This window comes from Ruegeria sp. YKSD179 (genome assembly GCF_059612885.1).
Genome location: NZ_JBXWRL010000031.1, coordinates 22,588 through 46,856, shown reverse-complemented (window position 1 = coordinate 46,856; position 24,269 = coordinate 22,588). Strand labels below are relative to the sequence as shown.

Sequence of the window (24,269 nt, the reverse complement as noted above, 5' to 3'; positions counted from 1 at the left end):
TTAGAGCGCTTCCGGCTTTTGTACTGCTATTACCACGATCTCTATCAGCGTCACATCGTCACCAAGGTCGGCTCCGACGCATGCTCTTTGGGGCCAATTTTTAGACGTGCCAATCCACTCACACCAAATTTCGTCCATGTCAGCCTTCATTTTCATGTCGCTCAGGTACACTGTTGCTTGTAGAAGCGCCTCTTTGTTGCTTCTTACTTCTGCGAGTTTTGCGTCAAGAAATTGTAAGCTGTTTCGAGTTTGCGCTTCGATCCCGCTGGCGGCGTTGGGGTCATAGGCAACAACGTAAGCAAGTCCATTGAAGGACACGGCATCGCTGCGCCCCTTTGCGTCACTGACAACGCGCTGAATTTTCAAATCAAACCCTTTCAGAAGTTTTACGGCCGCAAAATCGCACACCCAAACCAAATACGCAGTGAATAACAGGACTCAGGCGAACTGCAACAACCCAATCTAATTGCAATCCATAATCGATCGCCGATCATATCTTTTGTTGATCAGCCATTCACTCAATGCATATCGGCTAGACCTAAAATATCGTTGTTAGCGTTACCTGCCGCACCTATCTGAGCTTTGTCCCCAAAGGAACACATAGAGAAAACACCGGGGAATACGCCCTGGTCAAAGTAAGGAATAGAGATATGGCACACACAACTGCACTAGCACATGGCGGTTTCAACCTGAGTGCGCGAATTGCGAAGTTTGTCGAAGGTTTGAAAGAAACTCGCACCAAGGCAATCGAGTACCACCGCACCTATAACGAGCTCCAACGCTTGTCCGACCGGGAACTGGATGACATTGGTTTGCGTAGGTGTGACATAGCTGACATCGCGCGCGAGCAGGTTTATTTCTCGTAAATACAATGAAGCTGTATAGCGCTTTAATTTGGAACTGAAACTGAGGCGCCCTGTGGCGCCTCTGGTATTTGCGGGTTTGGCAACCACGAGATGGTTGCTGAATGTTTGAAATTTACAAGAAACCTTGCAACAGACGGCACGAAGCTGTATCGGGCTGCGGTGGCATTGTGTCCGCGAGAATCAAAATCAAAAAATGCCGTGTTTGACCCATCACGCTTCGGGGGTCACATCCGGCCAAGGAGAAGCGAAATGAAACTGCATGAATTGAGCGACAATCCCGGCGCCACACCAAAACGCACCCGCGTTGGCCGTGGTCCCGGTTCCGGCAAAGGTAAAATGGGTGGCCGTGGTATCAAAGGCCAGAAATCCCGGTCAGGTGTCGCCATCAATGGTTATGAAGGCGGCCAGATGCCGCTTTATCAGCGTCTACCAAAGCGTGGCTTCAACAAGCCGAACCGGAAGGAATTCGCTGTAATCAACTTGGGCCTGATCCAGAAATTTGTCGACGCTGGCAAACTGGACGTCAAATCAGCAATTACCGAAGACGTTTTGGTTGCGTCCGGGCTCGTACGCCGCAAACTGGACGGTGTCCGGGTTCTGGCAAAGGGTGAAATCAACGCGAAGGTGAACCTGGAAGTGACCGGAGCTTCGAAATCTGCCGTTGAGGCAGTTGAAAAAGCGGGCGGTTCACTGAAAGTCACAAAAGCTGCTGCGGCAGAGTAAGCGCTTGTGAGTGGCGTCCGGGCCGCTTACATAGACTTCAGAGTTTTCCAAGACGCCGCCCGAGCCGGAAAACGGTTCCGGGCGGCGTTTACATAAGAGAGACCGATTTATGGTATCAGCAGCAGAACAAATGGCAGCCAACGCGAGCTGGTCTGCCCTTGGCAAAGCCACCGATCTGCGCAACCGCATCCTGTTCACGCTGGGATTGTTGATTGTCTACCGCCTTGGCACCTTCATTCCGGTACCTGGCATTGACGGGCAAGCTTTGCGCGAATTCATGGAGCAGGCGGGGCAGGGCATCGGCGGCATGGTTTCGATGTTTACCGGCGGGGCGCTTGGGCGGATGGGTATCTTTGCCCTTGGTATTATGCCCTACATTTCGGCTTCGATCATCGTTCAACTGCTGACTTCTATGGTTCCGGCCCTCGAACAACTCAAGAAAGAGGGCGAGCAAGGGCGCAAGAAAATCAACCAATACACGCGTTTTGGCACCGTAGCGTTGGCTACGGTCCAAGCCTACGGTTTGGCTGTCTCGCTGGAATCCGGCGATCTGGCCACCGATCCTGGGCTGTATTTCCGTTTCTCTACGATGATCACACTGGTCGGCGGCACAATGTTCCTGATGTGGTTGGGTGAGCAGATCACGGCGCGCGGTATAGGTAATGGTATCTCTCTGATCATCTTCGTTGGAATCATTGCAGAAGTTCCGGCGGCATTGGCGCAATTTTTTGCCAGCGGTCGCAGCGGCGCGATCAGTCCGGCGGTAATCGTCGGCGTAATAATCATGGTAATCGCCGTGATTACATTCGTTGTGTTCATGGAACGGGCGCTGCGCAAAATTCACATCCAGTACCCCCGTCGCCAGGCAGGTATGAAAGTGTACGAGGGCGGCTCGAGCCACCTTCCGGTCAAAGTAAACCCTGCAGGTGTAATCCCGGCGATCTTTGCAAGTTCATTGCTTCTTTTGCCGGTGACTATCTCAACCTTCTCATCCGGCGCCACGAATGGGCCGTTCATGTCGTGGCTGTTGGCTAACTTTGGTCCGGGTCAACCGCTGTATCTGTTGTTCTTTGCGACGATGATAGTCTTCTTTGCCTATTTCTACACGTTCAACGTGTCATTCAAGCCGGACGATGTGGCTGATAACCTGAAAAAGCAGAATGGATTTGTTCCCGGTATTCGCCCAGGAAAGAAAACTTCGGAATATCTTGAATATGTGGTCAACCGCGTTCTGGTTCTGGGTTCGGCCTATCTGGCGGCGGTGTGTCTTCTACCGGAAATTCTGCGAGGTCAGTTTGCCATTCCGTTCTATTTCGGCGGCACGTCGGTTCTGATCATTGTCTCTGTGACTATGGACACGATCCAACAGGTGCAGAGCCATTTGCTGGCGCATCAATACGAAGGTCTTATAGAAAAGTCCCAGCTGCGCGGTAAAAGCAAAAGACGCGGCAGAAAGGGACCCGCTCGGCGATGAATATCATTCTGTTGGGCCCGCCGGGCGCGGGCAAAGGCACGCAGGCGCGGCATCTGGTTGAAACGCGCGGTATGGTACAGCTAAGCACGGGCGACATGCTTCGCGAAGCAAAAGACAGCGGCACAGAGATGGGCAACCGCGTGGCGGAGGTAATGGCCAAAGGAGAATTGGTCACTGATGAAATCGTCATTGGGCTTATTCGTGAAAAGCTGGATCAGGGCGCGTCGGGCGGATTTATCTTCGATGGATTTCCCCGGACACTGGCGCAAGCAGATGCATTGGGTGAATTGCTCGAAAGTACTGGCAACAGTCTGGGTGCCGTAATCGAAATGGAAGTCGACGACGCTGCATTGGTTGAGCGTATCACGGCGCGATCCACCTGTGGCGGTTGCGGTGAGGTCTACAACGACAAAACCAAACCCATCCCGGCCGACGGACGTTGCACGAATTGCGGTAAGGAAAACGACTTCAAACGTCGTGCTGACGATAACGAGCAGAGCCTAAAGACGCGGCTTATGGAATACTACAAGAAAACCTCACCGCTGATTGGATATTATTATGCCAAAGGTCAGCTCTCCAGGGTCGATGGTCTGGGTGAGATCGCGCAAGTTCAAGATGCAATTGCAGGGGTTCTGGACGCCTAGTGTATCTATGGTTGGAAAATGGGCTTGACGACGCGATCAAAAGCCCATATCGACCCTCATCCCTTAGGGAATCATCGTCGCGTGCGGGATTCGTCTGGTGCGCCTCTACTACCTCGTACAAATGCTGGACTCTCTGGCCTCACTGCCAAGGTCAAGTGTTGTGAAAAAAGGTTCTGGAGTTACGGAACCGCAACAAAAGGAAAGTGACACGTGGCACGTATTGCCGGCGTAAACATCCCGACTGCCAAGCGGGTACCTATCGCCCTCACATATATCACCGGTATCGGCAACACCTCGGCTAACGCAATATGCGAAGCCGTCGGTATCGACACGGCTCGCCGTGTCAACGAACTCTCGGACGCCGAAGTTTTGGCCATCCGTGAACATATCGACGCTAACTACACTGTTGAAGGTGACTTGCGTCGAGAAGTTCAAATGAACGTCAAACGCCTGATGGATCTGGGCTGCTATCGCGGTCTGCGTCATCGCCGTAACCTGCCGGTTCGCGGTCAGCGTACCCACACCAACGCCCGTACCCGCAAAGGCCCCGCAAAGGCCATCGCTGGTAAGAAGAAATAAGGGAGGGTCTGATAGATGGCACGTGATAAGACACGCGTAAAGCGTAAAGAGCGTAAGAACATCGCATCGGGCGTTGCCCATGTGAACTCGACGTTCAACAACACCAAGATCCTGATTTCGGACGTACAGGGCAACGCCATTTCGTGGTCGTCTGCCGGCACAATGGGGTTCAAGGGTTCGCGAAAGTCGACACCTTATGCTGCCCAGATGGCTGCAGAAGATGCAGGGAAAAAGGCGCAGGAACACGGCGTCAAGACGCTGGAAGTCGAAGTGCAGGGGCCTGGCTCTGGTCGGGAATCTGCGTTGCGTGCGTTGGCTGCAGTGGGCTTCAACATCACGTCGATCCGCGACGTGACCCCAATCGCTCACAACGGTTGTCGCCCGCCAAAGCGTCGCCGCGTCTAAGTGATTTTGAACAGAGCTGGGGCTGTGTTTTTGCACGGCCCCAGCACGTCATTTTAAACCTCGGGCGTCTGCACCTTGTTGGTCATGGGGCGCGGACAGGAATGGAGGGATTACATGATCCATAAGAATTGGGCAGAATTGATCAAACCGACCCAGCTTGACGGTAAACCGGGTAATGATCCTGCGCGTCAGGCGACTCTGGTTGCCGAGCCGTTGGAGCGTGGATTTGGTCTGACTTTGGGCAACGCACTGCGTCGTGTATTGATGAGCTCGCTACAGGGTGCCGCTATCACAAGTGTCCAGATCGACAACGTTTTGCACGAGTTTTCGTCGGTTGCGGGTGTGCGTGAAGACGTCACCGACATCATCCTGAACCTAAAAGGCGTGTCCCTACGTATGGAAGTCGAAGGTCCCAAGCGCCTGTCGATCAATGCTAAAGGCCCTGCCGTTGTCACTGCTGGCGACATCAGCGAGAGCGCTGGAATCGAGGTTTTGAACCGCGATCACGTCATCTGCCACTTGGATGATGGTGCGGACCTGTTCATGGAGCTGACTGTCAACACTGGCAAGGGTTACGTCTCAGCCGAAAAGAACAAACCCGAGGATGCTCCCATCGGTCTTATCCCGATCGATGCGATCTACTCTCCGGTCAAAAAGGTTGCCTATGATGTTCAGCCTACCCGCGAAGGGCAGGTTCTGGACTATGACAAGTTGACCCTGAAGATCGATACCGATGGATCGATCACTCCAGAAGATGCTTTGGCCTTTGCCGCGCGTATTTTGCAAGACCAATTGTCGATATTTGTCAACTTTGACGAACCAGAGGCAGCCGGTCGCCAAGATGAAGATGATGGTCTGGAATTTAACCCGCTGCTGCTGAAGAAAGTGGACGAACTTGAACTGTCGGTCCGTTCGGCGAACTGTCTGAAGAACGACAACATCGTGTACATCGGCGATTTGATCCAGAAGACCGAAGCCGAGATGCTGCGCACTCCGAACTTCGGCCGCAAATCGCTAAACGAGATCAAGGAAGTGCTTTCCGGTATGGGTTTGCACCTCGGTATGGATGTCGAAGACTGGCCGCCCGACAACATCGAGGATCTGGCCAAGAAATTCGAAGACGCGTTTTAAGCGCGTCTTCGCCTATGCCCGGGTTGCCGGGGACGTTCTGGGCACTTCCGCCCCAAGGAGAGCCGGTGACACGCATCGCCGGCCAGACAAAGCAAAATTGAAAGAAGGAACTAAAAAATGCGTCACGCACGTGGTTATCGCCGCCTGAATCGTACTCACGAGCACCGAAAAGCTCTGTTTGCGAACATGGCCGGTTCTCTCATCGAACATGAGCAGATCAAGACGACTCTTCCCAAAGCTAAGGAATTGCGCCCGATCGTTGAAAAACTGATCACCCTTGGCAAACGCGGCGACTTGCATGCCCGTCGGCAGGCAGCGTCGCAGCTGAAGGAAGATAAGGACGTTGCAAAGCTGTTCGAAGTTCTTGGTCCTCGTTACGCCGAGCGTCAGGGCGGCTATGTCCGCATCCTGAAGGCTGGTTTCCGCTATGGCGATATGGCCCCAATGGCGATCATCGAGTTCGTTGATCGTGATCTGGACGCCAAGGGTGCTGCTGACAAAGCACGCGTCGCTGCGGAAGAGGCGGCTGACGAAGAGTAATAGAACCTGGCACGATCAGAAGGCCCCTGCGTTTTAATCGCGGGGTCTTTTTGTTTTTTCAGGTGCCTAAGGCTTACTGTCGTCCTGTTGCCAGAATCGAGAATTTGAGTGATCCTTCAAGAAATTGAGGGATCGCAATATGTTCAGATGTTTAATAATTGCGCTCAGTATCGGCGCATCTAGTGCCCTTTATGCGCAAGAAGAATCCGACAACGTTGAAGCAGCGCCATCTGATCTTTTGACAGATGCCGAACTGCAAACTTTAGTCGCCCCGGTGGCTCTTTACCCCGACACGTTGCTAATACAGATCTTTGTCGCCGCCACGCAGCCATTGGAGATTGTCAAGGCCGAGCGCTATTTGCTTGATAACGCTGATCGTGACCCTGCAGAACTGGAACCTGAAATAGAAGCGATGGGATGGGATCCTTCTGTAGCTGTCTTAGCGACAGCTTTTCCCGAAGTCGTTGGACAAATGGCAACGCATATTGATTGGACCGAAACGGTAGGTACCGCCATGCTGGCCCAGTCAGATGACGTGTTGGACGCAGTTCAGGTGATGCGGGATCAGGCAATCGACAGCGGTGCATTGGTTTCAGGGCCTGAGCAAACCGTCGAAGTGGCCGAAGATGAAACAGTCGTAATCACACCCACAAACACCGAAACGGTCTATGTGCCCCAATACAACCCAGAGACCGTCTACACAGGGCCTTCGGCTGGAGATGTACTGGGCGCGACTTTGCTGACCTTCGGCACCGTGGCGTTGATTGATGAGATTTTTGACGATGACGACGATTGGTATGATTATTGGGGATGCCGAAATTGCGGGGGGTGGGACGGTGGTCCTATCTACAGAAACCCAGACATCGACATAGACGTCGATGGAAACGTCAACATCGGTAATGACATAGACTTGGGCGACCGAACAAAGAATGGGTGGCAACCCGATCCGGATCGTCAACAACAGGCGCGCAACAAGATCGCGGATCATAAAAGACCCGAAGGCGGTCGTAGCGATCTGCCAGTCAACCGCCCTGAGGGGCGCACAGATGAGTTGCGTGCCAAATTGAGCCGAGAATCCGGAGCCGCAGATATCAGCAGAGATGGAGCCGCGCGAGACCGGGCGGCGGCAGCTGCGGTTGGAGCAGGCGCTGGTGCGGTGGCAGGTGGTGCGCTTGCCAATCGGGCAGATGGAAACGGTAACCTGCCGCAGGTTAATCGAGGCAATGTTGACCGCGATAAGGCTGTGGCCAAACAACAAGCTATTGATCGCACCAAACAACGGCCAGATGCCGGGAAAAAGAATGTGGCGCAAAGACCAAAGACCGCTCAGAAACCGCCAGTAAAGAAAGCGGCGGCGCCGCAACGTAAACCTTCGGCATCCAAGGGGCAGGCGATGAAGAAAAAAGCGTCGGGTAGCAGAACACATAGTGCGTCCAAACGTGGGCACGCGGCCAAAGGAAAGCGGAGACGGTAAGATGCGTAAGTCGTTTTTTTCTATTTTGCTCCTTGTCGCCGCCGCTGGCCCGGCGCTGTCGGATGGAGCTCGGTTTGATACCCCGCAGACAGCTCTGGACGCATTTGTCGAAGCGTTGAGGGCGAGCGATCAAGAAAAACTTCTGGAGATTTTTGGGTCCGAAGCTGAAGAATTGATTGGCACGGGTGAACCTGTGGAAGAGCGGGAAACAAGGCAGGAAGTGCTTGAAATGTACGCCGAAGGGTACCGCTTTCAGCCCGAGGGTGAAGGGGTAGTTCTTCTGCTGGGTGAAGACAGTTGGCCCTTCCCGATCCCAATTTCAAGAGTTGAAAACAGATGGCAATTCGATCTCGAAGCCGGGGTCGAAGAACTGTCCGCCCGTGAGATCGGTTTGAACGAACTCGAGGTTATCGACTTGCTTGAGGCTTATGTCGATCTTCAGGCTGCGTTCCGGTTGGTCGATCATAACGGTGATGGAGTTATGGAGTTTGCACGAACTATCATCGCCGATCCAGGGGAAAGAAACGGGCTGTTCTGGCCTGAGGAAGATAGTTTCGTGGGAGCAGCACTGGCCCGTGCTGCGGCCTCAGGGTGGAGCGATGGCGAGGCCGACTATGAAGCTGAACCCTTCCTTGGTTACTATTATACAATCTTGCAAGGTCAGGGACCAAACGCTCCTGGTGGGGCTTATTCCTATTACGTCGGCGACTTGTTTTTGGCTGGGCACGCACTGCTGGCGGTCCCGTCTGAATATGGTGAAACGGGTGTCCACTCGTTCCTGGTTGGTGAAAACGGGGTCGTTTACGAGGCCGACTTCGGCCCGGATACGCTTAACTTAACAGCTGAAATTTCGACCTATGATCCGGGCCCAGATTGGTCACCGGTTGAATAAGCTGAAATTCAGAAACGTAAGAGACCTTTGTCAGCTGCTTGCAACATCATAGGTTGTGCTGGACTAAAATCGGTTGTGTGAATTCAGTTGTTGAGGCCAGCGTCGCTGTCATGAACCGCGGCTTCCGGTGCGCGCCCATCGGTTGTCCTCGCTTGCATTAATGGCCTGTGGAGCGCATATCCACCTGAACAATATCGGTTGAGGTATCCATGTTTCGCGCGACACTTATTGTTTTGTCATTGGCATGCGCCACTATGGCCACGGCAGAAACCCGAGTACCGCAGACGCAGTCCGAAATTTCCTTGGGTTTCGCGCCTGTCGTCAAGCAAGCAGCACCAGCCGTTGTCAATATCTACGCAAAAATCGTGCGGAAGGGAGGTGCAAACCCTTTCTTTTCAGACCCGTTCTTTCAAGAGTTTTTTGGCCGTGATTTTGGCGCCCCAAGGCCTCGTGTTCAAAATTCGCTGGGTTCTGGAGTAATTTTGACCGAAGACGGATTTGTCGTTTCGAACTATCATGTCGTCGGATCTGCCACGGAAATCCGCGTGGTCACCACGGACAGGCGCGAGTTTTCGGCTAAAGTGGTGCTGGGAGACGAAGAAAGCGACATCGCCATCTTGAGATTGGAGCAAGCTGATAGCCTTCCTTACCTAATAATGCGCGACTCGGATCATGTGGAAGTGGGCGAGTTGGCGTTGGCAATTGGCAATCCATTCGGGGTGGGGCAGACGGTTTCCTCAGGCATTATCTCTGGTTTGGCACGGACAGGAACCGCAACCGGTAACGCGCGCGGCTATTTCATTCAGACCGACGCTGCAATTAACCCCGGCAACTCCGGTGGTGCTTTGATCGATGTGAATGGGAAACTGATCGGAATTAATACCTCGATCCTAACGCGGTCCGGTGGTTCGAATGGTATTGGTTTTGCCATACCTGCCAATCTGGTTGCTGAATTTCTGAAACAGGCACGTGCTGGCAATTCGAACTTTGTCAGCCCGTGGGCTGGTATGGCCGGGCAACACATGAGCGCAGATATCGCCGAGTCGCTGGGCATTACTATCCCACAAGGCGTGGTCATATCCGATTTACACATTCTCAGCCCACTGGCTGACGCAGGGTTGCGTGTAGGTGATGTGGTGACCCATGTCGATGGGGATGAGGTCAACTCCCCCGCTGAAATGAAATTCCGCATGTCTGTATCGGGTGTTGGTGGAACATCCATCTTAACGCGACTAAGGGACGGCGTGAGCGGAGAAGTTGAAGTAGACCTGATTGAGGCTCCGGACAAGCCAGCGGCAGAAGAAATCTCTCTTGACGACAAAACTGTATTGCCCGGTTTAAAAGTTGCCCGAGTAAATCCCGTTATGATTACGAGCCTTGGATTGGCTCTTTCGCAGACAGGCGTGGTCGTCGTAGATCCCGGCCCTTACGGTGGTCGTGCTGGCTTGCGGGTCGGCGACGTTCTGAATGCTATCAATGGCGCAGAAATGGAGCGCCCAGGCGACGTTGTTAGCGCTTTGACCGATCCTGGGCGCAGATTGAACATGAGTATTCAACGTGGCGGGCGTTCTTTATCCCTTCGGTTTCGGTTGTGATCTGTGACTGATTTATTCGACACAGGAAAGTCCGAACCTGCCGAAGAACCGCATAGACCGCTGGCCGACAGGTTGCGGCCAAAATCGCTGAGCGATGTGATCGGGCAGGAACAAGTGCTTGGACCAGAAGCACCGTTGGGCGTCATGTTGGCTGCGGGTAGTTTGTCCAGCCTAATATTCTGGGGACCTCCGGGTGTCGGGAAGACCACGATCGCGCGACTTCTTGCGCAGGAAACCGATCTGCACTTTGTTCAGATCAGTGCGATTTTTACAGGGGTGCCAGACCTGAAAAAGGTTTTCGAGGCTGCGAAAATCCGCCGGCAAAACGGTCAAGGCACATTGTTGTTCGTCGACGAAATACATCGTTTCAACAAGGCGCAGCAGGATGGGTTTCTGCCACATATGGAAGATGGCACGATCTTGTTGGTTGGGGCCACGACTGAAAACCCGTCGTTTGAGTTAAACGCCGCGGTGCTGAGCAGAGCGCAAGTTTTGGTTCTGGAACGCTTGAGTCTTGCGGATTTGGAACGTTTGACGCAACGGGCAGAAAAAGAACTTGGACGCGCATTGCCGCTGAACCCGGCTGCGCGAGATGCGCTGCAAGAGATGGCAGATGGCGACGGGCGCGCGTTGCTAAATCTGATCGAACAGATCGCGGCGTGGTCAGTTGATAGGCCTCTGGATCCGGATGCCCTGTCGACGCGCTTGATGCGAAGGGCTGCCAAATATGACAAGTCTGGAGACGAACATTACAATCTGATCTCGGCGCTGCATAAATCGGTCCGAGGGTCCGACCCCGATGCGGCCCTTTATTGGTTAGCCCGAATGCTGAACGGTGGCGAAGACCCCAGATACCTTGCGCGTCGGATCACCCGGATGGCGGTTGAAGATATTGGTCTTGCCGACCCACAAGCCCAGGCAATTTGCCTTCAATCCTGGGAGACATACGAAAGATTGGGTTCTCCTGAGGGTGAATTGGCTTTGGCGCAAGCACTCATCTATCTGGCTTTGGCGCCGAAATCGAACGGGGCCTATATGGGCTATAAGGCGGCGACGCGGCTTGCAAAGCAGTCGGGCAGTGAACCTCCGCCAAAGCATATATTGAACGCGCCAACGTCCCTAATGAAAGATCAGGGTTATGGGGAAGGGTACGCTTACGATCACGATGCCGAAGACGGATTTTCCGGTCAGAACTACTTTCCCGACGATATGAAACGCCCGGTCCTGTATCAGCCTGTAGAACGCGGTTTTGAGCGCGAGTTAAAGAAGCGTCTGGAGTATTTCGGTAAGTTGCGAGCGCAGCGGAACTCTGATCAAGGCTGACTTGACTCTTTGAACGATGCAGGCGAGAGACGCGCGTGTTTCCGTGCGGGATATTATAGATTCAATTCGAACGCGTTTGCCGTTTGAAATAAGGGACAATGGCATGACTGGCGTGCAAATCGTCACTGTTGCAGAAGGAGACAGCGACCAGCGGTTGGATCGTTGGCTGCGTCGATTGTTTCCGCATGTCGGCCAAGGTCGTATTGAAAAAATGTGCCGCAAGGGTGAATTGCGCGTCGACGGAGGCAGGGTTAAGGCTTCGACCCGATTGGAAACGGGTCAAGTTGTTCGTATCCCACCGTTGCCTGATGCAGATCACAAACCGACGGAAACCAAAAAAAGAATTTCTGAGTCTGATGCCAAGATGATCCAATCCTGCGTGATCTACCGAGACGATCACGTTCTTGCGCTAAATAAGCCTCACGGGTTGCCGGTGCAGGGCGGCAGCGGACAAACGCGCCATGTCGATGGCCTTTCCGAAGCGTTGAGATTCGGTTTTGAAGAAAACCCACGCCTGGTACATCGGCTGGATAAAGACACTTCGGGTGTTTTGCTGATGGCGCGTACGCGAGAGGCGGCCAAAGGGCTGACGGCCGCGTTCCGCCACCGCAATACTCGTAAGATTTACTGGGCGCTAGTTGCGGGGGTCCCAACACCATATCTGGGTGAGATCAAGACTGGGCTGGTTAAAGCTCCAGGTCACGGTAAGCAAGGTGAAGGCGAAAAGATGATCGCCGTTCACTTAAATGAAATTGACACCACCTCGGGTGCCAAGCGCGCACATACGCTTTATGCCACTCTTTACCGCGTTGCGGGTCGTGCGGCTTGGGTCGCATTGGAACCTGTAACAGGCCGCACGCATCAATTGCGGGCACACATGGCAGCTATTGGCCATCCAATAATCGGTGACGGGAAATACGGAGGATCGGGCCAGGAGAACCTAGGCGATGGTTGGGGTGCGCAACTGGGTGGAATTATCAGCCGAAAACTGCACCTCCATGCGCGGACTCTGTCCTTTGAACACCCGGTGTCACACAAGCCAATAACCATCTCGGCCCTTCTGCCGGATCATATGAAAAGCAGTTGGGACACACTTGGCTGGACCGAAGATCTAGCGGCGGACGACCCGTTTGAGGAGTTGCAATGACCGCTCCGTTGCGGTTGGTGCTGTTTGACGTCGATGGCACCCTGGTCGATAGCCAAGGCAGCATCGTTTCCGCCATGACAGCAAGTTTCGAGGCGCTTTCATTGAACGCCCCGCCTCGCTCCGAGACGCTGTCGATTGTGGGCTTGTCATTGCCGCAGGCAATAAGCCAGTTGGCGCCGGAACATTCCCTAAAGGTACAGGAACGTCTGGTTGAAGGATACAAACAAGCCTATCATGCGAACAGGCTGGAGAAGGGTGCAGCCAATTCACCGCTTTATCCAGGAGCACGCAAGGTTATTGAGACGTTGCATTCAGTGCCGGAAATCCTGCTGGGCGTTGCAACCGGAAAGTCGCAGCGTGGATTGGACGCTTTATTGGAAGCACATGATCTTGAACGGTTTTTCGTGACCCGTCAGGTTGCCGATCATCATCCGTCGAAACCACACCCTTCGATGATAAATACAGCGCTGGCAGAAACAGGAGTCGCTGCGGAAAACGCCTCAATGATTGGCGATACCAGTTTTGACATGGAAATGGCGTCTGCTGCTGGGGTGGCTGGCATCGGCGTCAGTTGGGGGTATCACCATCGGTCATCGCTTACAGCAGCAGTTTCTGTGATCGACAGTTTTGACCTTTTGCCGAGTGTGCTGGCCGAGATTTGGGAATAAATGGCATGAGCGATTGGAAACCGAAACGTTTCTGGACCGATAGTGTCGTTGTCCAGACAGAAGACGGGTTCACCGTTGAGCTTGATGGTCGGCGTGTCAGAACCCCGGCAAAGGAAGGGCTAATACTGCCCACGAGTGCTATGGCGCAAGCCGTTGCCGAAGAATGGGATGCGCAAGAAAAGGTCGTGGATCCAAACACGATGCCTTTTACCCGTTCTGCCAATGCAGCAATCGATAAGGTGCGTATTCAACATGCCGAAGTAGCGGACATGCTTGCCGATTATGGCGATTCGGACTTGCTCTGTTATCGCGCCACGCATCCAGAGGCGCTGCAAATGCGCCAAGCTGAACAATGGGACCCAGCGTTGGACTGGGCGGCCGATACCTTGGGTGCTCGCCTGTATCCGGTAGTTGGCGTATTGCATCAGCCCCAACCTACTGAAGCTGTTGAAACCTTACGGAAGAAAGTCCATGCGCTGGATGCCTTCAAACTGGCGGCTTTTCACGATCTTGTCAGTTTATCGGGGTCATTGATCCTGGGGTTTGCGGCGGCACACGGCTGGCGCGAGGCATCGGAAATCTGGACAATTTCCCGGTTGGACGAGCTTTGGCAGATAGAACAATGGGGTCATGATGATGAGGCAGACGCGGTATCGGAAACAAAAAGGGCCGCCTTTTTGCACGCCAAACGCTTCTTTGATCTATCTTTTTGATCCTTGTTGCGCGTTTTTAGTGCGTGACAACAAAAACCTGTGCCTCTGACTCATCGATTTACTTGATCCTGCCCTTGACGTTTGTCAATGAATGCGCCCAAACTCAGGCCACTAAAGGGGAGACACCTTTTGGATAACCTTTCCGGCATGAAAATGTCGGATCGAACTGTCCCTAGAAAGGGACGGAAAATCAGGAAGAGGTAAAAATGAAAAAATCCGTAATCTTGGGCGCGGCAACGATTGCCGGTCTGGCTGCCGGTGCAGCTGCGGCGGGTACCGTGGACGATGTCAAAGCGCGCGGCAAGCTGAACTGCGGCGTTACAACTGGTCTGGTCGGCTTTGCGGCACCAGACGCAAATGGCGAGTGGAAAGGCTTTGACGTTTCGCTTTGTCGCGCAGTTGCTGCTGCTGTTCTGGGCGATGCCAGCGCTGTGGAATTCGTTCCAACCACCGGTAAAACACGCTTTACCGCGCTGGCTTCGGGCGAAATCGATATGCTGGCCCGTAACACCACGTGGACATTCAGCCGCGACGTCGATCTGAAATTCGAATTCACCGGCGTTAACTATTATGACGGTCAGGGCTTCATGGTTCCCAAGGCACTGGGCGTCAGCTCGGCTAAGGAACTGGATGGCGCAACCGTCTGCATCCAGACCGGCACCACCACCGAGTTGAATCTGGCGGACTTCTTCCGCTCGAACAACATCAGCTACGAGCCGGTTCCAATCGAAACAAACGCAGAAGCGCAGCAACAGTATCTGGCTGGTGCATGTGACGTTTACACCACTGATGCTTCGGGCCTGGCGGCGACTCGCGCTACGTTCGAAAACCCTGGTGATCACGTACTGCTGCCCGAAATCATCTCGAAAGAGCCTCTGGGCCCGCTGGTCCGTCACGGCGACCACGAGTGGGGCGACGTTGTACGTTGGACACTGAACGCGTTGATCTCGGCTGAAGAGCTGGGTGTTACCTCGGCAAATATTGACGAGATGGCAGCTGGAACCAACAATCCAGAAGTCAACCGTCTGCTGGGTACCGAAGGCACCTTGGGCGAGATGCTTGGACTGGACGCCGACTGGGCTGCAAAAGCCATCAAAGCCGGCGGCAACTATGGTGAAATCTTTGCGACCAATATCGGTGAGGAAACGCCGATTGGTCTGGCACGCGGCCTGAACGCGCAGTGGACCGAAGGTGGCCTGCTGTACTCACCGCCGTTCCGTTAAGAAACCAATTGGAAAGGGCGCAGGGCAACCTGCGCCCTTTTCGTAACTAAAAGCTGCGGACAAATACAGAGTGGGGTCAACCCCGCCAAGACAGAAGAATCCGCAAGCCACGGGGACTCCATAATATGTCGACCATGACAGACCCGCCGAAAGCTGATTTTCGGTTGTCGATGCTCATAAACGATACCCGCTATCGCTCGTTAACATTTCAGGTGATCGCGGCCATCGTTATTGCGCTTAGTATCTGGTATCTTGGCAACAACCTTATCCAGAACCTGAGGGCCGCGGGCCTTAACATTTCCTATTCGTTCCTGGGGGATCCCTCCGGGTACGATATCAACCAGCGTTTGATAGAATATGATAGCCAGTCTTCGCACGGACGTGCGGCTGTTGTGGGTATCCTAAATACACTGCTGGTAGCCTTTCTAGCCTGTATTACAGCAACGATTTTCGGCGTGGTCGCCGGTGTTCTGAGGCTGTCGAATAACTGGCTTGTTTCAAAACTGATGGCGATTTACGTCGAGATTTTCCGAAATATTCCGGTTCTGATCTGGATCATCATCATTTTCACGATCATGACGGCGGTGCTGCCGGGGCCTCGCGCCTTTCGGGGCGAAAACCCGACCTCCAGCATGCTGTTTGACCTGTTTGCTTTCACCAACCGTGGTGTTTATGTTCCCCGGCCTGAATTTGCCAATGGCCTATTCGGCGCGACTATATTGAACTGGCTATTGGTTCTGGCAGTGTTGGTTGGGTCGTGGTTTGCGACCCGTGAAATCGACAGGCGCGCTACAAAAACGCAAGAAGAAACGGGTGAACGGCCAAAGACTATGATCTTGAATCTGGCTGTTTGGCTGGTCCCATTTGCCATCCTGATGTTCCTAATGGGACTCACGTGGGACGTTCCCGCGCTGAAAGGCTTTAATTTCAGCGGTGGTATTAAGGTAGGCGGTCCGCTTATCGCGCTTTGGTTTGCTCTTTCGATTTATACTGGCGCGTTTATCGCGGAAAACGTCCGTGCTGGCATCCAAGCGATCTCGAAAGGTCAGACAGAGGCAGCGGCTGCTTTGGGGCTGCGTCCTGGGCGCGTCATGAATCTTGTGATCCTGCCACAGGCGTTGCGGGTTATCATTCCGCCGCTGATATCTCAGTACCTCAACATCACCAAGAACTCGTCGCTGGCGATTGCTGTTGGCTATGCCGACATCACTGCGACCTTAGGCGGTATCACGCTGAACCAGACGGGTCGCGCGATTGAGTGTGTATTGCTATTGATGCTCTTCTATCTGACAGCTTCGCTGCTGATCTCGATGGTGATGAACATCTACAACGCATCCGTCAAGTTGAAGGAGCGCTGAGCCATGGCCGATCAAACAACAAACCCGATCGCATTCGTGGCGGAAGGCACAATTCCTCCTTCGCCGCCTCCGGCACGAGAAACCGGAGTGGTCAAGTGGCTACGTGAAAACCTGTTTTCAGGTGTCACGAACACTATCTTGACCGTTCTGTCGTTGATCCTGATTTACCTTCTGCTCAAGAACACGTTGCCGTGGATCTTGAACGGGGTTTGGCAAGCTAACTCGTTGGCTGAGTGTCGAGAAATCCTGGATGGAAAGACAGGCGCATGTTTTGCGGTGCTGACTGAACGTTGGCCACAACTGATCTACGGGTTCAAATATCCCGTTGATGCCTATTGGCGACCAAATCTGGCCTTTATCCTGATGCTGGTAGCCTTTGCGCCGGTTCTATTCTTCGATTTGCCGCGCAAAATGCTGGTGTTCACGGCGCTCTACCCGTTCTTGGCCTTCTGGCTGATCTGGGGTGGCACCATTTTGGTTCCACTCGTGGCTCTGCTGGGCTGTGTTGCCGGTGGTGCTGTGTTCCAGAAGTTTGGCAAGAACAGTTTCGCCGCAGGTTTCTTTGGAGCAATCGTTGTCGCGCTGGTCGTCTGGAATGTTGGCGGCGCGCTAATCCCCGAAGGAGCCTCCGAGAACGCGTGGCTGACGGCTGTTCCCAGCCGTGACCTGGGCGGCTTCATGCTGAACATGATGCTTGGCGTTACCTGTGTGTCGCTGTCCATTCCACTGGGCATTGCCCTGGCTCTTGGGCGTCAATCAGACATGCCATTAATCAAATGGGTAAGTGTCATTTTCATCGAGTTCATCCGTGGCGTGCCGCTAATCACGCTGCTATTCGTGGCGTCGGTGATGCTGGCTTATTTCTTCCCGCCGGAAAGCACAGTTGATCTGTTCTTGCGTGTGGTGATTATGATCACCATGTTTTCGGCAGCCTATATCGCTGAGGTCATTCGAGGCGGTCTGGCCGCCCTACCGCGCGGGCAGTACGAAGCAGCAGACAGTCTGGGCCTTGATTACCCGCAGGCAATGCGGCTGATCATTCTGCCTCAGGCGCTGAAAATCTCGATCCCTGGTATCGTGAACGTGGCTGTTGGCCTGTTTAAGGACACCACACTGGTTTCGGTCATCTCGATGTTCGACCTGGTGGGCATGATCCGGGGCCCAATTCTGGCGTCTACCGAGTGGAACGGCGTCTATTGGGAGTTACTGGGTTTTGCCGCGCTTCTGTTCTTTGTCGTCTGCTACGGCATTTCTCAATATTCACAGTGGCTCGAGCGTCGCCTTGCCACCGATCATCGTTAAGGAGTTCAACGCATGTCTGAACTTGCAATTGACCGCGAAATCGACCGCTCCAAAATGCAGGTGAGCGACGAGGTCGCCATCGAAATCAACGCAATGAACAAGTGGTACGGATCGTTCCACGTGCTTCGGGACATCAATCTAACCGTCAATCAGGGCGAGCGGATCGTAATCGCGGGGCCTTCGGGTTCCGGTAAGTCTACTCTGATCCGCTGTCTGAACGCGCTGGAAGAACACCAGCAGGGTAAGATCGTTGTCGACGGGATCGAATTGTCGAACGACCTGAAGAACATCGACAAGATCCGGTCCGAGGTGGGGATGGTGTTCCAACACTTCAACCTTTTCCCGCACCTTACCATTCTGGAGAACTGCACACTTGCGCCAATCTGGGTAAGAAAAACGCCCAAGAGGGAAGCTGAAGAGCGCGCGATGCACTTCCTGGAAAAGGTTAAGATTCCTGAGCAAGCTGACAAGTATCCGGGTCAGTTGTCCGGTGGTCAGCAGCAGCGCGTTGCTATCGCACGCAGCCTTTGCATGATGCCCCGGATCATGCTGTTCGATGAACCTACCTCGGCGCTTGACCCGGAAATGATCAAAGAGGTGCTCGACACCATGATCGAACTTGCCGAAGAAGGCATGACCATGTTGTGCGTGACGCACGAGATGGGGTTCGCTCGTCAGGTCGCAAACCGCGTTATTTTTATGGATGCCGGGCAGATCGTGGAGCAGAACGAGCCAGAAGAGTTCTTCAATAATCCACAGAGTGAACGGACCAAGCTGTTCCTCAGCCAAATTCTCGGCCACTAAATCATGTGAAATACCCAAAAGAGGCGGGGTTCAGCCCCGCCTTTTGTGTTCCAGCAATTCTCGTGGAATAGCAAAACCAAGAACTTTGCCACTGCCCCATCGAACACGCGACCAATCTTGAATGTCGAACTGAATTATTGAAGTGGCGCAGGTTGGGTAGTCCAAGAACCGTGGGTGCGGCGGAGCTTTTTGCACGATCAAACTGGCGAACTCTGCGATCCCTGGGTTGTGTCCAAGCATTAGCACAGTTTCTCCACTTGCCGCTGCAAGACAAGCCAGCATGTCTTCAGGCTCAGCCAGATATAGATCGCGCGTAAAGTTGACGTTGGATGCCGACAGCCCAATCCTGTCCCATGTTTCACGCGTCCGGGTCGAGGACGAGCTCAGAACTTCATCCGGTAGCCAATTATTGTCGCGCAACCATTCGCCAATCGCCGCTGCGGAATTGCGACCTCTTTTATTTAGCGGTCGGTCATGGTCGCTCAACGCTGGGGTGTCCCAGCTGGATTTCGCGTGGCGTGTCAGGATCAAAGTGCGGGTCATGATGGATGAAATGCTCGCATGTGGTGCGCGGATTGCTCTGCTTTCCTTTTTGACCCAGCACTCAATGGACATGCAAGGCGGGCAAGGCAACCGCCAGACATGCAGGTTTGTCCGGCATCGGTATTTAGATAATCATGGCATGCATCGACGTTGTAAAAACTGTCAGAATTCAACGCACCGACTGGGCACGCAGATGCGCAGGGGGCTGGGCAATCAGTGCAAGGTGAAGTGCTGATCGGCTTGGGTATGGGAAACTCACTGGCAAAATGCAGCGCGCCTCGGAAAGAGATCATCATGCCAACGCTGTCATGTACCAGTGCGCCGACCGGGCTACTGAACGTGCGTCCAGATTTCAGCGCCCAATCAATGAACGGAGCATAGGGCGGTCCGCCAAACGGATAATAGGCGCGCGCACCAAGTTCGTTTGCCAAATCGTTGATCACACGTTTAGACCAACGATCGACCGGATCTGATTGCCCGTCCTTCCACTCCGGAGAAGCCTTCAAAGCTGGCCAAAAAACCTCCCCGGCGCCCAAAAGTATCAATGTACCGCTATCCAAGCGTTTAGTTTCAACTCGCCGTGGGTGTAGCGAACCCATGATGATGAGGTGTGCATCCAGAACGGCTTGTTCTACGCTTGAGAATGGTGCGCCAGACCCCGAAACTTTTAGTTGATCGGCCATGATTGCTGAGCCTTGTCATCGGTTAATCCGGACGGATCAGAGATCCCGCGCCATGTTCAGTGTAAAGTTCCAGCAACACAGCATTTGGCGCGCGTCCATCCAAAATGACCACCGCGCGTACACCGCTGTGAAGCGCATCCAGCGCCGTCTCGGTCTTTGGGATCATACCGCCGGCAATGGTGCCCGCTAGGGTCATCTCACGGATCTGACCCGCTGTGAGCTCTGTGACAACATCGCCTGCGGCATTCTTGACGCCCGATACATCCGTGAGAAGCAAAAGACGGTCCGCTTTTAATGCTGCCGCAATCGCTCCTGCAGCAGTGTCACCGTTTACATTGTAGGTTTCCCCATCTTTGCCAGCGCCCAAGGGGGCGATGACCGGTATCACGTCATGCGTAAATAAATCGTGCAGAATTTCGGGGTTCATCTCTGACGGAGATCCGACAAAGCCTAGCGATGCATCCGTTTGTTCGCAGATCATTAAATTGGCGTCTTTTCCGGATAAGCCAACTGCCATGCCGCCTTGCGAATTGATTGCTTGTACAATTCGCTTGTTGACCAAGCCAGATAGTACCATCTCGACCACTTCGACTGTCGCGGCGTCGGTCACGCGTTTGCCACCGACGAACTCGGACTGGATGTTCAGCCTATCCAGCATTGCATTGATCATGGGTCCGCCGCCGTGGACAACAACGGGATTTACCCCAACCTGTCGCATCAACACGACATCACGGGCAAAGCTTTCCATTGCTTCGTCACTGCCCATTGCGTGCCCGCCCAACTTTATAACTACGACGGCTCCGTCATAGCGCTGCAAATAAGGCAATGCGCTGTTTAGCGTGGCTGCAGTTGCGATCCAATCCCGGTTCATGTCTCTTGTCTTCATCGCTTAGGTCCCTCTGGCGTTCCGTGTTAGGGGCTTTGGGTGGCGCTGCCAAGGGCCAAGCTATTCCAGATGCGCGATGATTGAACGAAGCGTTGGTATACCGTCCCCTTTTTCAGATGACGTCATAACAAGTTCAGGAAAAGCGGCGGGGTGTTTGGCAAGCGCTCCTCTGACTTGTTCCAGTACCTTTTCGCGATCCTTCACCTTTACTTTGTCGGCTTTGGTTAGAACGCATTGAAACGTTACCGCGCTGGCGTCCAAAAGCTTCATGATCTCGTCATCAACTGACTTAACACCGTGTCGCGCATCGATTAGGACAAAAGCCCGACGCAGTGTCTGGCGACCGCTCAGATATTGTTTTAGCAGCTTCTGCCATTTTTCCACGACCTTGAGAGGCGCATTTGCATACCCATAGCCCGGAAGGTCTACTAGATAAAGTTCGGGACCTTGCGTGAAAAAGTTGATCTCTTGTGTGCGACCGGGTGTGTTAGAGGCCCGGGCGAGCCCCTTAGTACCTGTCAGCGCATTGATCAGGCTTGATTTTCCAACGTTGGAACGTCCGGCAAAACAAACTTCTATACGGTCTGGGCTGGGCAGTCCGTCCATGGCGACGACGCCCTTGACGAATTCTGAAGGCCCGGCAAAAAACTTGCGTCCAGCTTCCCGCGAAATCGCGTCGGGGTCTTCGGCCAATGGGAACTGCAGCATTTTCACAGAACCTCAACCTTGTCGCCCAGTAGGATTTCGCCGCCTTCCAGCACTTCTGCATTTACGCCGAAATCCTGATGGTTCCAACTGTTTAGTGCGCCCAAAGTGTCAGCATCGCGCTTGCCCGTCTCTGGGTTCGCAGTCGTGGCGAGACATCGGGATATTCGTTCCTTGATCCGAAATACAGCTTGACCGACCCGGACGTCACGCCCGACCCAGTCAAATTCTTCCCATAACGGCAGCCCGTCGAACCATATGTTTCCCCGCCACCGGCAAACCGAAAGTTTTTTCCCCAGTTTTTGTTCGACAGCGCGATGTGAAGCCATATTGCAAAGACTGATAGACGGGAAATCGCTGTCGGTCATTCCTCGTCCAGGTACGCGTATGATATGTGTTGATGCGGCCCGGTCGCTTGGCATTAAGGGTTTGATCCAATCCAGAAAGACTTCCTGCTCTTCGTCCGGGTGGAACGTCAGATCAGGGCGTCTTGGGTGGCTTAGCGTTACTTGATCACCACGCAATCTCGCGGAAATTGCCATCAAGCCGGGTGCTTTCGCGCCGCGGCTGAAATTGGCACAAGGTACCCATTCCGATCCATCTGCTTTAGATGCTTCGTGCGCCACTGCCCAAACGCGATCCCCGGGCAAAGTTTGCCCGGGGGTCACTGTAACGTCAGTTAAGGGTTCTCGCCCATGGCTTTTTATGGGGTGGCGCCACAGACCGGTCACCCGCCCGCTCATTTGTCATCCGTCTTAGGTGTTTTCTTGAAACTGGACTTGATATTGCCGAAAACGTCCGGTTTGTAGCCCTGGCTTCGCATGATCATATACTGTTGTATGAACGTGATTGTGTTGTTCGCAATCCAGTACACGACCAATCCGCTTGCAAAGCTGCCCAGCATGAACATGAATACCCATGGCATCCAAGCAAAGATCATTGCTTGTGTCGGGTCGGTTGGCGCGGGGTTGAGTTTTTGCTGCAACCACATCGAAATACCCAGCAACAGCGGTAAGATACCGAGGAAGATGGTCGCCATCAAAGTGCCGGGTTCTGGTCCCGCCCATGGCAACAGGCCAAAGAAGTTCATGATGGACGTCGGGTCAGGCGCGCTAAGGTCCCGGAACGGACCAAACCACGGAGCCTGCCTGAGTTCGATTGTGACAAAGATAACCTTGTACAAAGAGAAGAAGATCGGGATCTGCATCAAGATGGGCAAACAGCCGGCGGCCGGGTTCACCTTTTCCTTCTTGTACAGCTCCATCATACCTTGCTGCATCTTCTGACGATCATCGCCTGCGGCTTCTTTCAGGGCCTCCATCTGTGGCTGCAGCTCTTTCATCTTGGCCATCGAGACATATGACTTATAGGCCAGCGGAAACAGAATTGCCTTAATGATCAGCGTAAGTCCGATGATTGACCAACCCATGTTGCCAATCAGGACGTTGATATTGTGAAGCAACCAGAAAATCGGCTTTGTCAGGAAAAAGAACCAACCCCAATCAATACTGTCGATGAACTTTTGAACGCCTTGGGCTTGATATTCCCGAATGGCTTCCCACTCTTTCGCGCCGGCGAAAAGTCTGGTGGTTACTTCGGCTGACTGACCCGGTTCAACCGTAAGTGTCGGAAGAACGGTTTCCGTTTGGTAGATTTTCCGTCGGGCATCGTACTTCGCTGCTGCTTTGAATGCGGATCCGGGCTCAGGGATCAAGGTGGTCATCCAGTAGTGATCGGTGAACCCTATCCAACCGTCTTCCTTAACCTGAAACACTTCGGCCTGCGCACTTTCATTTGGGTCAATGTCGAAGTCCCGCACGTCGCCATAGTCAATCTCGGCCAAGGTCCCGTCGGCCATCCCGATAACGCCTTCGTGCAGGATGAAAAAATTCTTAAGGCCGGGCAGGTCACCGTCTTCGCCTATGCCATGACGCGCGAGAATGCCGTACGGCGCCAATCCCACCTCTGCTCCGGTTGCATTCTCAACCGATTGAGTGACCGAAAACATGTAATCTTCGTCGACAGAGATGGTACGGCGGAACGTAAGCCCGTTTCCGTTGTTCCATACCAATGTGACTGGCGTGTCGACACCGAGGATCTCGCCTTGTTCCAATGACCACATTGTATTTGGCCCCGGAACGTCTGTGCCAGCCAGTCCGGAACCGGGAGCCCAGCCGTAGAGCGCATAATAAGCTGATTCCGCGCCCACGGGCGACAACAACTCGACAATCGGAGCATCGGGCGCAAGGGATACTTTGTAATCCTTCAAAAACAGCTCGTCGATACGACCGCCTGAAAGGGACAGGCTACCCGATAGGCGAGGAGTGTCGATCTGAACGCGAGGTGCCTGCGCTTCTGGTTGGACTTCGTCAGCCGCCGCTGTTGCTTCGCCTACTGCGGTCGTGCCAGCGGCGCTGGGCGTCTGGACCGCATCGACCTCTGAGGTGCTGATCTCGGTGGGTTCCTGGGTTGTGGTCTGCTCCGGAGGGGGGAACAATACAAACCAGACGAGGATCACCAGAAAGCTGAGTGCGGTTGCGAGGATTAGATTCTTATTCTGATCGTCCATCGGGGACAGCCACCTTGCGCAG

At 53.8% G+C, this 24,269-nt stretch carries 26 protein-coding genes; 19 read left to right on the top strand and 7 right to left on the bottom strand.

Features of this window, described 5'->3' with window-relative positions:
- A complete protein-coding gene (locus AC2FNE_RS14955; protein ID WP_496805695.1) occupies positions 1–366 on the bottom strand; it encodes a Rid family hydrolase in 366 nt (121 codons plus the stop codon).
- Between the two features lie 284 nt (positions 367–650).
- On the opposite strand from AC2FNE_RS14955, the gene AC2FNE_RS14950 reads away from it, so the two are divergent.
- The 19 genes from AC2FNE_RS14950 to AC2FNE_RS14860 all read left to right on the top strand — a co-directional run bounded on the left by AC2FNE_RS14950 (position 651) and on the right by AC2FNE_RS14860 (position 18,861).
- The gene (locus AC2FNE_RS14950) at positions 651–866 is read left to right on the top strand and encodes a DUF1127 domain-containing protein (protein ID WP_496805694.1); all 216 of its coding nucleotides are present in this window, start codon (positions 651–653) and stop codon (positions 864–866) included.
- Between the two features lie 249 nt (positions 867–1,115).
- Positions 1,116–1,589 (top strand): 50S ribosomal protein L15, encoded by a 474-nt coding sequence (gene rplO, locus AC2FNE_RS14945; protein WP_170603388.1) that lies wholly within the window; start codon positions 1,116–1,118, stop codon positions 1,587–1,589.
- A 109-nt stretch (positions 1,590–1,698) separates the two neighbouring features.
- Positions 1,699–3,063, top strand: a complete 1,365-nt coding sequence (gene secY / locus AC2FNE_RS14940; protein WP_170476970.1) for a preprotein translocase subunit SecY — start codon at positions 1,699–1,701, stop codon at positions 3,061–3,063.
- Positions 3,060–3,707: an adenylate kinase gene (locus tag AC2FNE_RS14935; RefSeq protein WP_170476971.1), complete on the top strand. Its 648-nt coding sequence runs from the start codon at positions 3,060–3,062 to the stop codon at positions 3,705–3,707. Before secY ends, AC2FNE_RS14935 begins: the two co-directional genes overlap by 4 nt.
- A 210-nt stretch (positions 3,708–3,917) precedes the next feature.
- Positions 3,918–4,286 (top strand): 30S ribosomal protein S13, encoded by a 369-nt coding sequence (gene rpsM / locus AC2FNE_RS14930; protein ID WP_170476973.1) that lies wholly within the window; start codon positions 3,918–3,920, stop codon positions 4,284–4,286.
- A gap of 15 nt (positions 4,287–4,301) precedes the next feature.
- Positions 4,302–4,691 (top strand): 30S ribosomal protein S11, encoded by a 390-nt coding sequence (gene rpsK / locus AC2FNE_RS14925; protein WP_008757289.1) that lies wholly within the window; start codon positions 4,302–4,304, stop codon positions 4,689–4,691.
- A 114-nt stretch (positions 4,692–4,805) separates the two neighbouring features.
- Positions 4,806–5,822, top strand: a complete 1,017-nt coding sequence (locus AC2FNE_RS14920) for a DNA-directed RNA polymerase subunit alpha (protein WP_170476975.1) — start codon at positions 4,806–4,808, stop codon at positions 5,820–5,822.
- A gap of 117 nt (positions 5,823–5,939) precedes the next feature.
- The gene (gene rplQ, locus AC2FNE_RS14915; protein ID WP_170476977.1) at positions 5,940–6,362 is read left to right on the top strand and encodes a 50S ribosomal protein L17; all 423 of its coding nucleotides are present in this window, start codon (positions 5,940–5,942) and stop codon (positions 6,360–6,362) included.
- Positions 6,363–6,501: 139 nt separating this feature from the next.
- The gene (locus AC2FNE_RS14910) at positions 6,502–7,836 is read left to right on the top strand and encodes a DUF3300 domain-containing protein (protein WP_170603390.1); all 1,335 of its coding nucleotides are present in this window, start codon (positions 6,502–6,504) and stop codon (positions 7,834–7,836) included.
- A gap of 1 nt (position 7,837) precedes the next feature.
- A complete protein-coding gene (locus tag AC2FNE_RS14905; RefSeq protein ID WP_170603392.1) occupies positions 7,838–8,728 on the top strand; it encodes a DUF2950 family protein in 891 nt (296 codons plus the stop codon).
- A 209-nt stretch (positions 8,729–8,937) separates the two neighbouring features.
- Positions 8,938–10,323, top strand: a complete 1,386-nt coding sequence (locus tag AC2FNE_RS14900; protein ID WP_496805693.1) for a trypsin-like peptidase domain-containing protein — start codon at positions 8,938–8,940, stop codon at positions 10,321–10,323.
- A gap of 3 nt (positions 10,324–10,326) precedes the next feature.
- Positions 10,327–11,646: a replication-associated recombination protein A gene (locus tag AC2FNE_RS14895; protein WP_170476984.1), complete on the top strand. Its 1,320-nt coding sequence runs from the start codon at positions 10,327–10,329 to the stop codon at positions 11,644–11,646.
- 103 nt (positions 11,647–11,749) lie between these two features.
- The gene (locus tag AC2FNE_RS14890; RefSeq protein ID WP_170610747.1) at positions 11,750–12,793 is read left to right on the top strand and encodes an RluA family pseudouridine synthase; all 1,044 of its coding nucleotides are present in this window, start codon (positions 11,750–11,752) and stop codon (positions 12,791–12,793) included.
- Positions 12,790–13,461, top strand: coding sequence for an HAD-IA family hydrolase (locus AC2FNE_RS14885; protein ID WP_170476987.1), 672 nt, complete (start codon positions 12,790–12,792; stop codon positions 13,459–13,461). The genes AC2FNE_RS14890 and AC2FNE_RS14885 overlap by 4 nt, the downstream gene beginning before the upstream one ends.
- Before the next feature lie 5 nt (positions 13,462–13,466).
- On the top strand, positions 13,467–14,174 hold the full coding sequence (locus AC2FNE_RS14880) for an ATP12 family chaperone protein (protein ID WP_170476989.1): 708 nt from the start codon (positions 13,467–13,469) through the stop codon (positions 14,172–14,174).
- 206 nt (positions 14,175–14,380) lie between these two features.
- Entirely contained in the window at positions 14,381–15,397 is a 1,017-nt protein-coding gene (locus AC2FNE_RS14875; protein WP_170476991.1) for an amino acid ABC transporter substrate-binding protein, read from the top strand.
- Positions 15,398–15,522: 125 nt separating this feature from the next.
- A complete protein-coding gene (locus tag AC2FNE_RS14870) occupies positions 15,523–16,755 on the top strand; it encodes an amino acid ABC transporter permease (RefSeq protein ID WP_170476993.1) in 1,233 nt (410 codons plus the stop codon).
- A gap of 3 nt (positions 16,756–16,758) precedes the next feature.
- Complete coding sequence (locus AC2FNE_RS14865; RefSeq protein WP_170476994.1) at positions 16,759–18,057, top strand: amino acid ABC transporter permease; 1,299 nt, start codon at positions 16,759–16,761, stop codon at positions 18,055–18,057.
- 12 nt (positions 18,058–18,069) lie between these two features.
- On the top strand, positions 18,070–18,861 hold the full coding sequence (locus tag AC2FNE_RS14860) for an amino acid ABC transporter ATP-binding protein (protein WP_170476996.1): 792 nt from the start codon (positions 18,070–18,072) through the stop codon (positions 18,859–18,861).
- Positions 18,862–18,891: 30 nt separating this feature from the next.
- Here AC2FNE_RS14860 and AC2FNE_RS14855 read toward each other — a convergent pair whose 3' ends face one another.
- From AC2FNE_RS14855 to yidC, 6 genes are read right to left on the bottom strand one after another with little or no spacing between them, the layout of a single operon-like run.
- Positions 18,892–19,404 carry a SixA phosphatase family protein gene (locus tag AC2FNE_RS14855; RefSeq protein WP_170610744.1) on the bottom strand — a complete coding sequence of 171 codons (513 nt, stop codon included), beginning with the start codon at positions 19,402–19,404 and terminating at the stop codon, positions 18,892–18,894.
- Positions 19,401–20,087, bottom strand: coding sequence for a ferredoxin (locus tag AC2FNE_RS14850; protein ID WP_496805692.1), 687 nt, complete (start codon positions 20,085–20,087; stop codon positions 19,401–19,403). The genes AC2FNE_RS14855 and AC2FNE_RS14850 overlap by 4 nt, the downstream gene beginning before the upstream one ends.
- A gap of 22 nt (positions 20,088–20,109) precedes the next feature.
- Positions 20,110–20,973: an acetylglutamate kinase gene (gene argB / locus AC2FNE_RS14845; RefSeq protein ID WP_170477002.1), complete on the bottom strand. Its 864-nt coding sequence runs from the start codon at positions 20,971–20,973 to the stop codon at positions 20,110–20,112.
- A 60-nt stretch (positions 20,974–21,033) separates the two neighbouring features.
- Positions 21,034–21,681: a ribosome biogenesis GTP-binding protein YihA/YsxC gene (gene yihA, locus AC2FNE_RS14840; RefSeq protein WP_170603402.1), complete on the bottom strand. Its 648-nt coding sequence runs from the start codon at positions 21,679–21,681 to the stop codon at positions 21,034–21,036.
- Between the two features lie 2 nt (positions 21,682–21,683).
- Positions 21,684–22,421 (bottom strand): MOSC domain-containing protein, encoded by a 738-nt coding sequence (locus tag AC2FNE_RS14835; protein ID WP_496805691.1) that lies wholly within the window; start codon positions 22,419–22,421, stop codon positions 21,684–21,686.
- The gene (yidC, locus tag AC2FNE_RS14830) at positions 22,418–24,247 is read right to left on the bottom strand and encodes a membrane protein insertase YidC (RefSeq protein WP_496805690.1); all 1,830 of its coding nucleotides are present in this window, start codon (positions 24,245–24,247) and stop codon (positions 22,418–22,420) included. The genes AC2FNE_RS14835 and yidC overlap by 4 nt, the downstream gene beginning before the upstream one ends.
- Between the last annotated feature and the right edge of the window lie 22 nt (positions 24,248–24,269).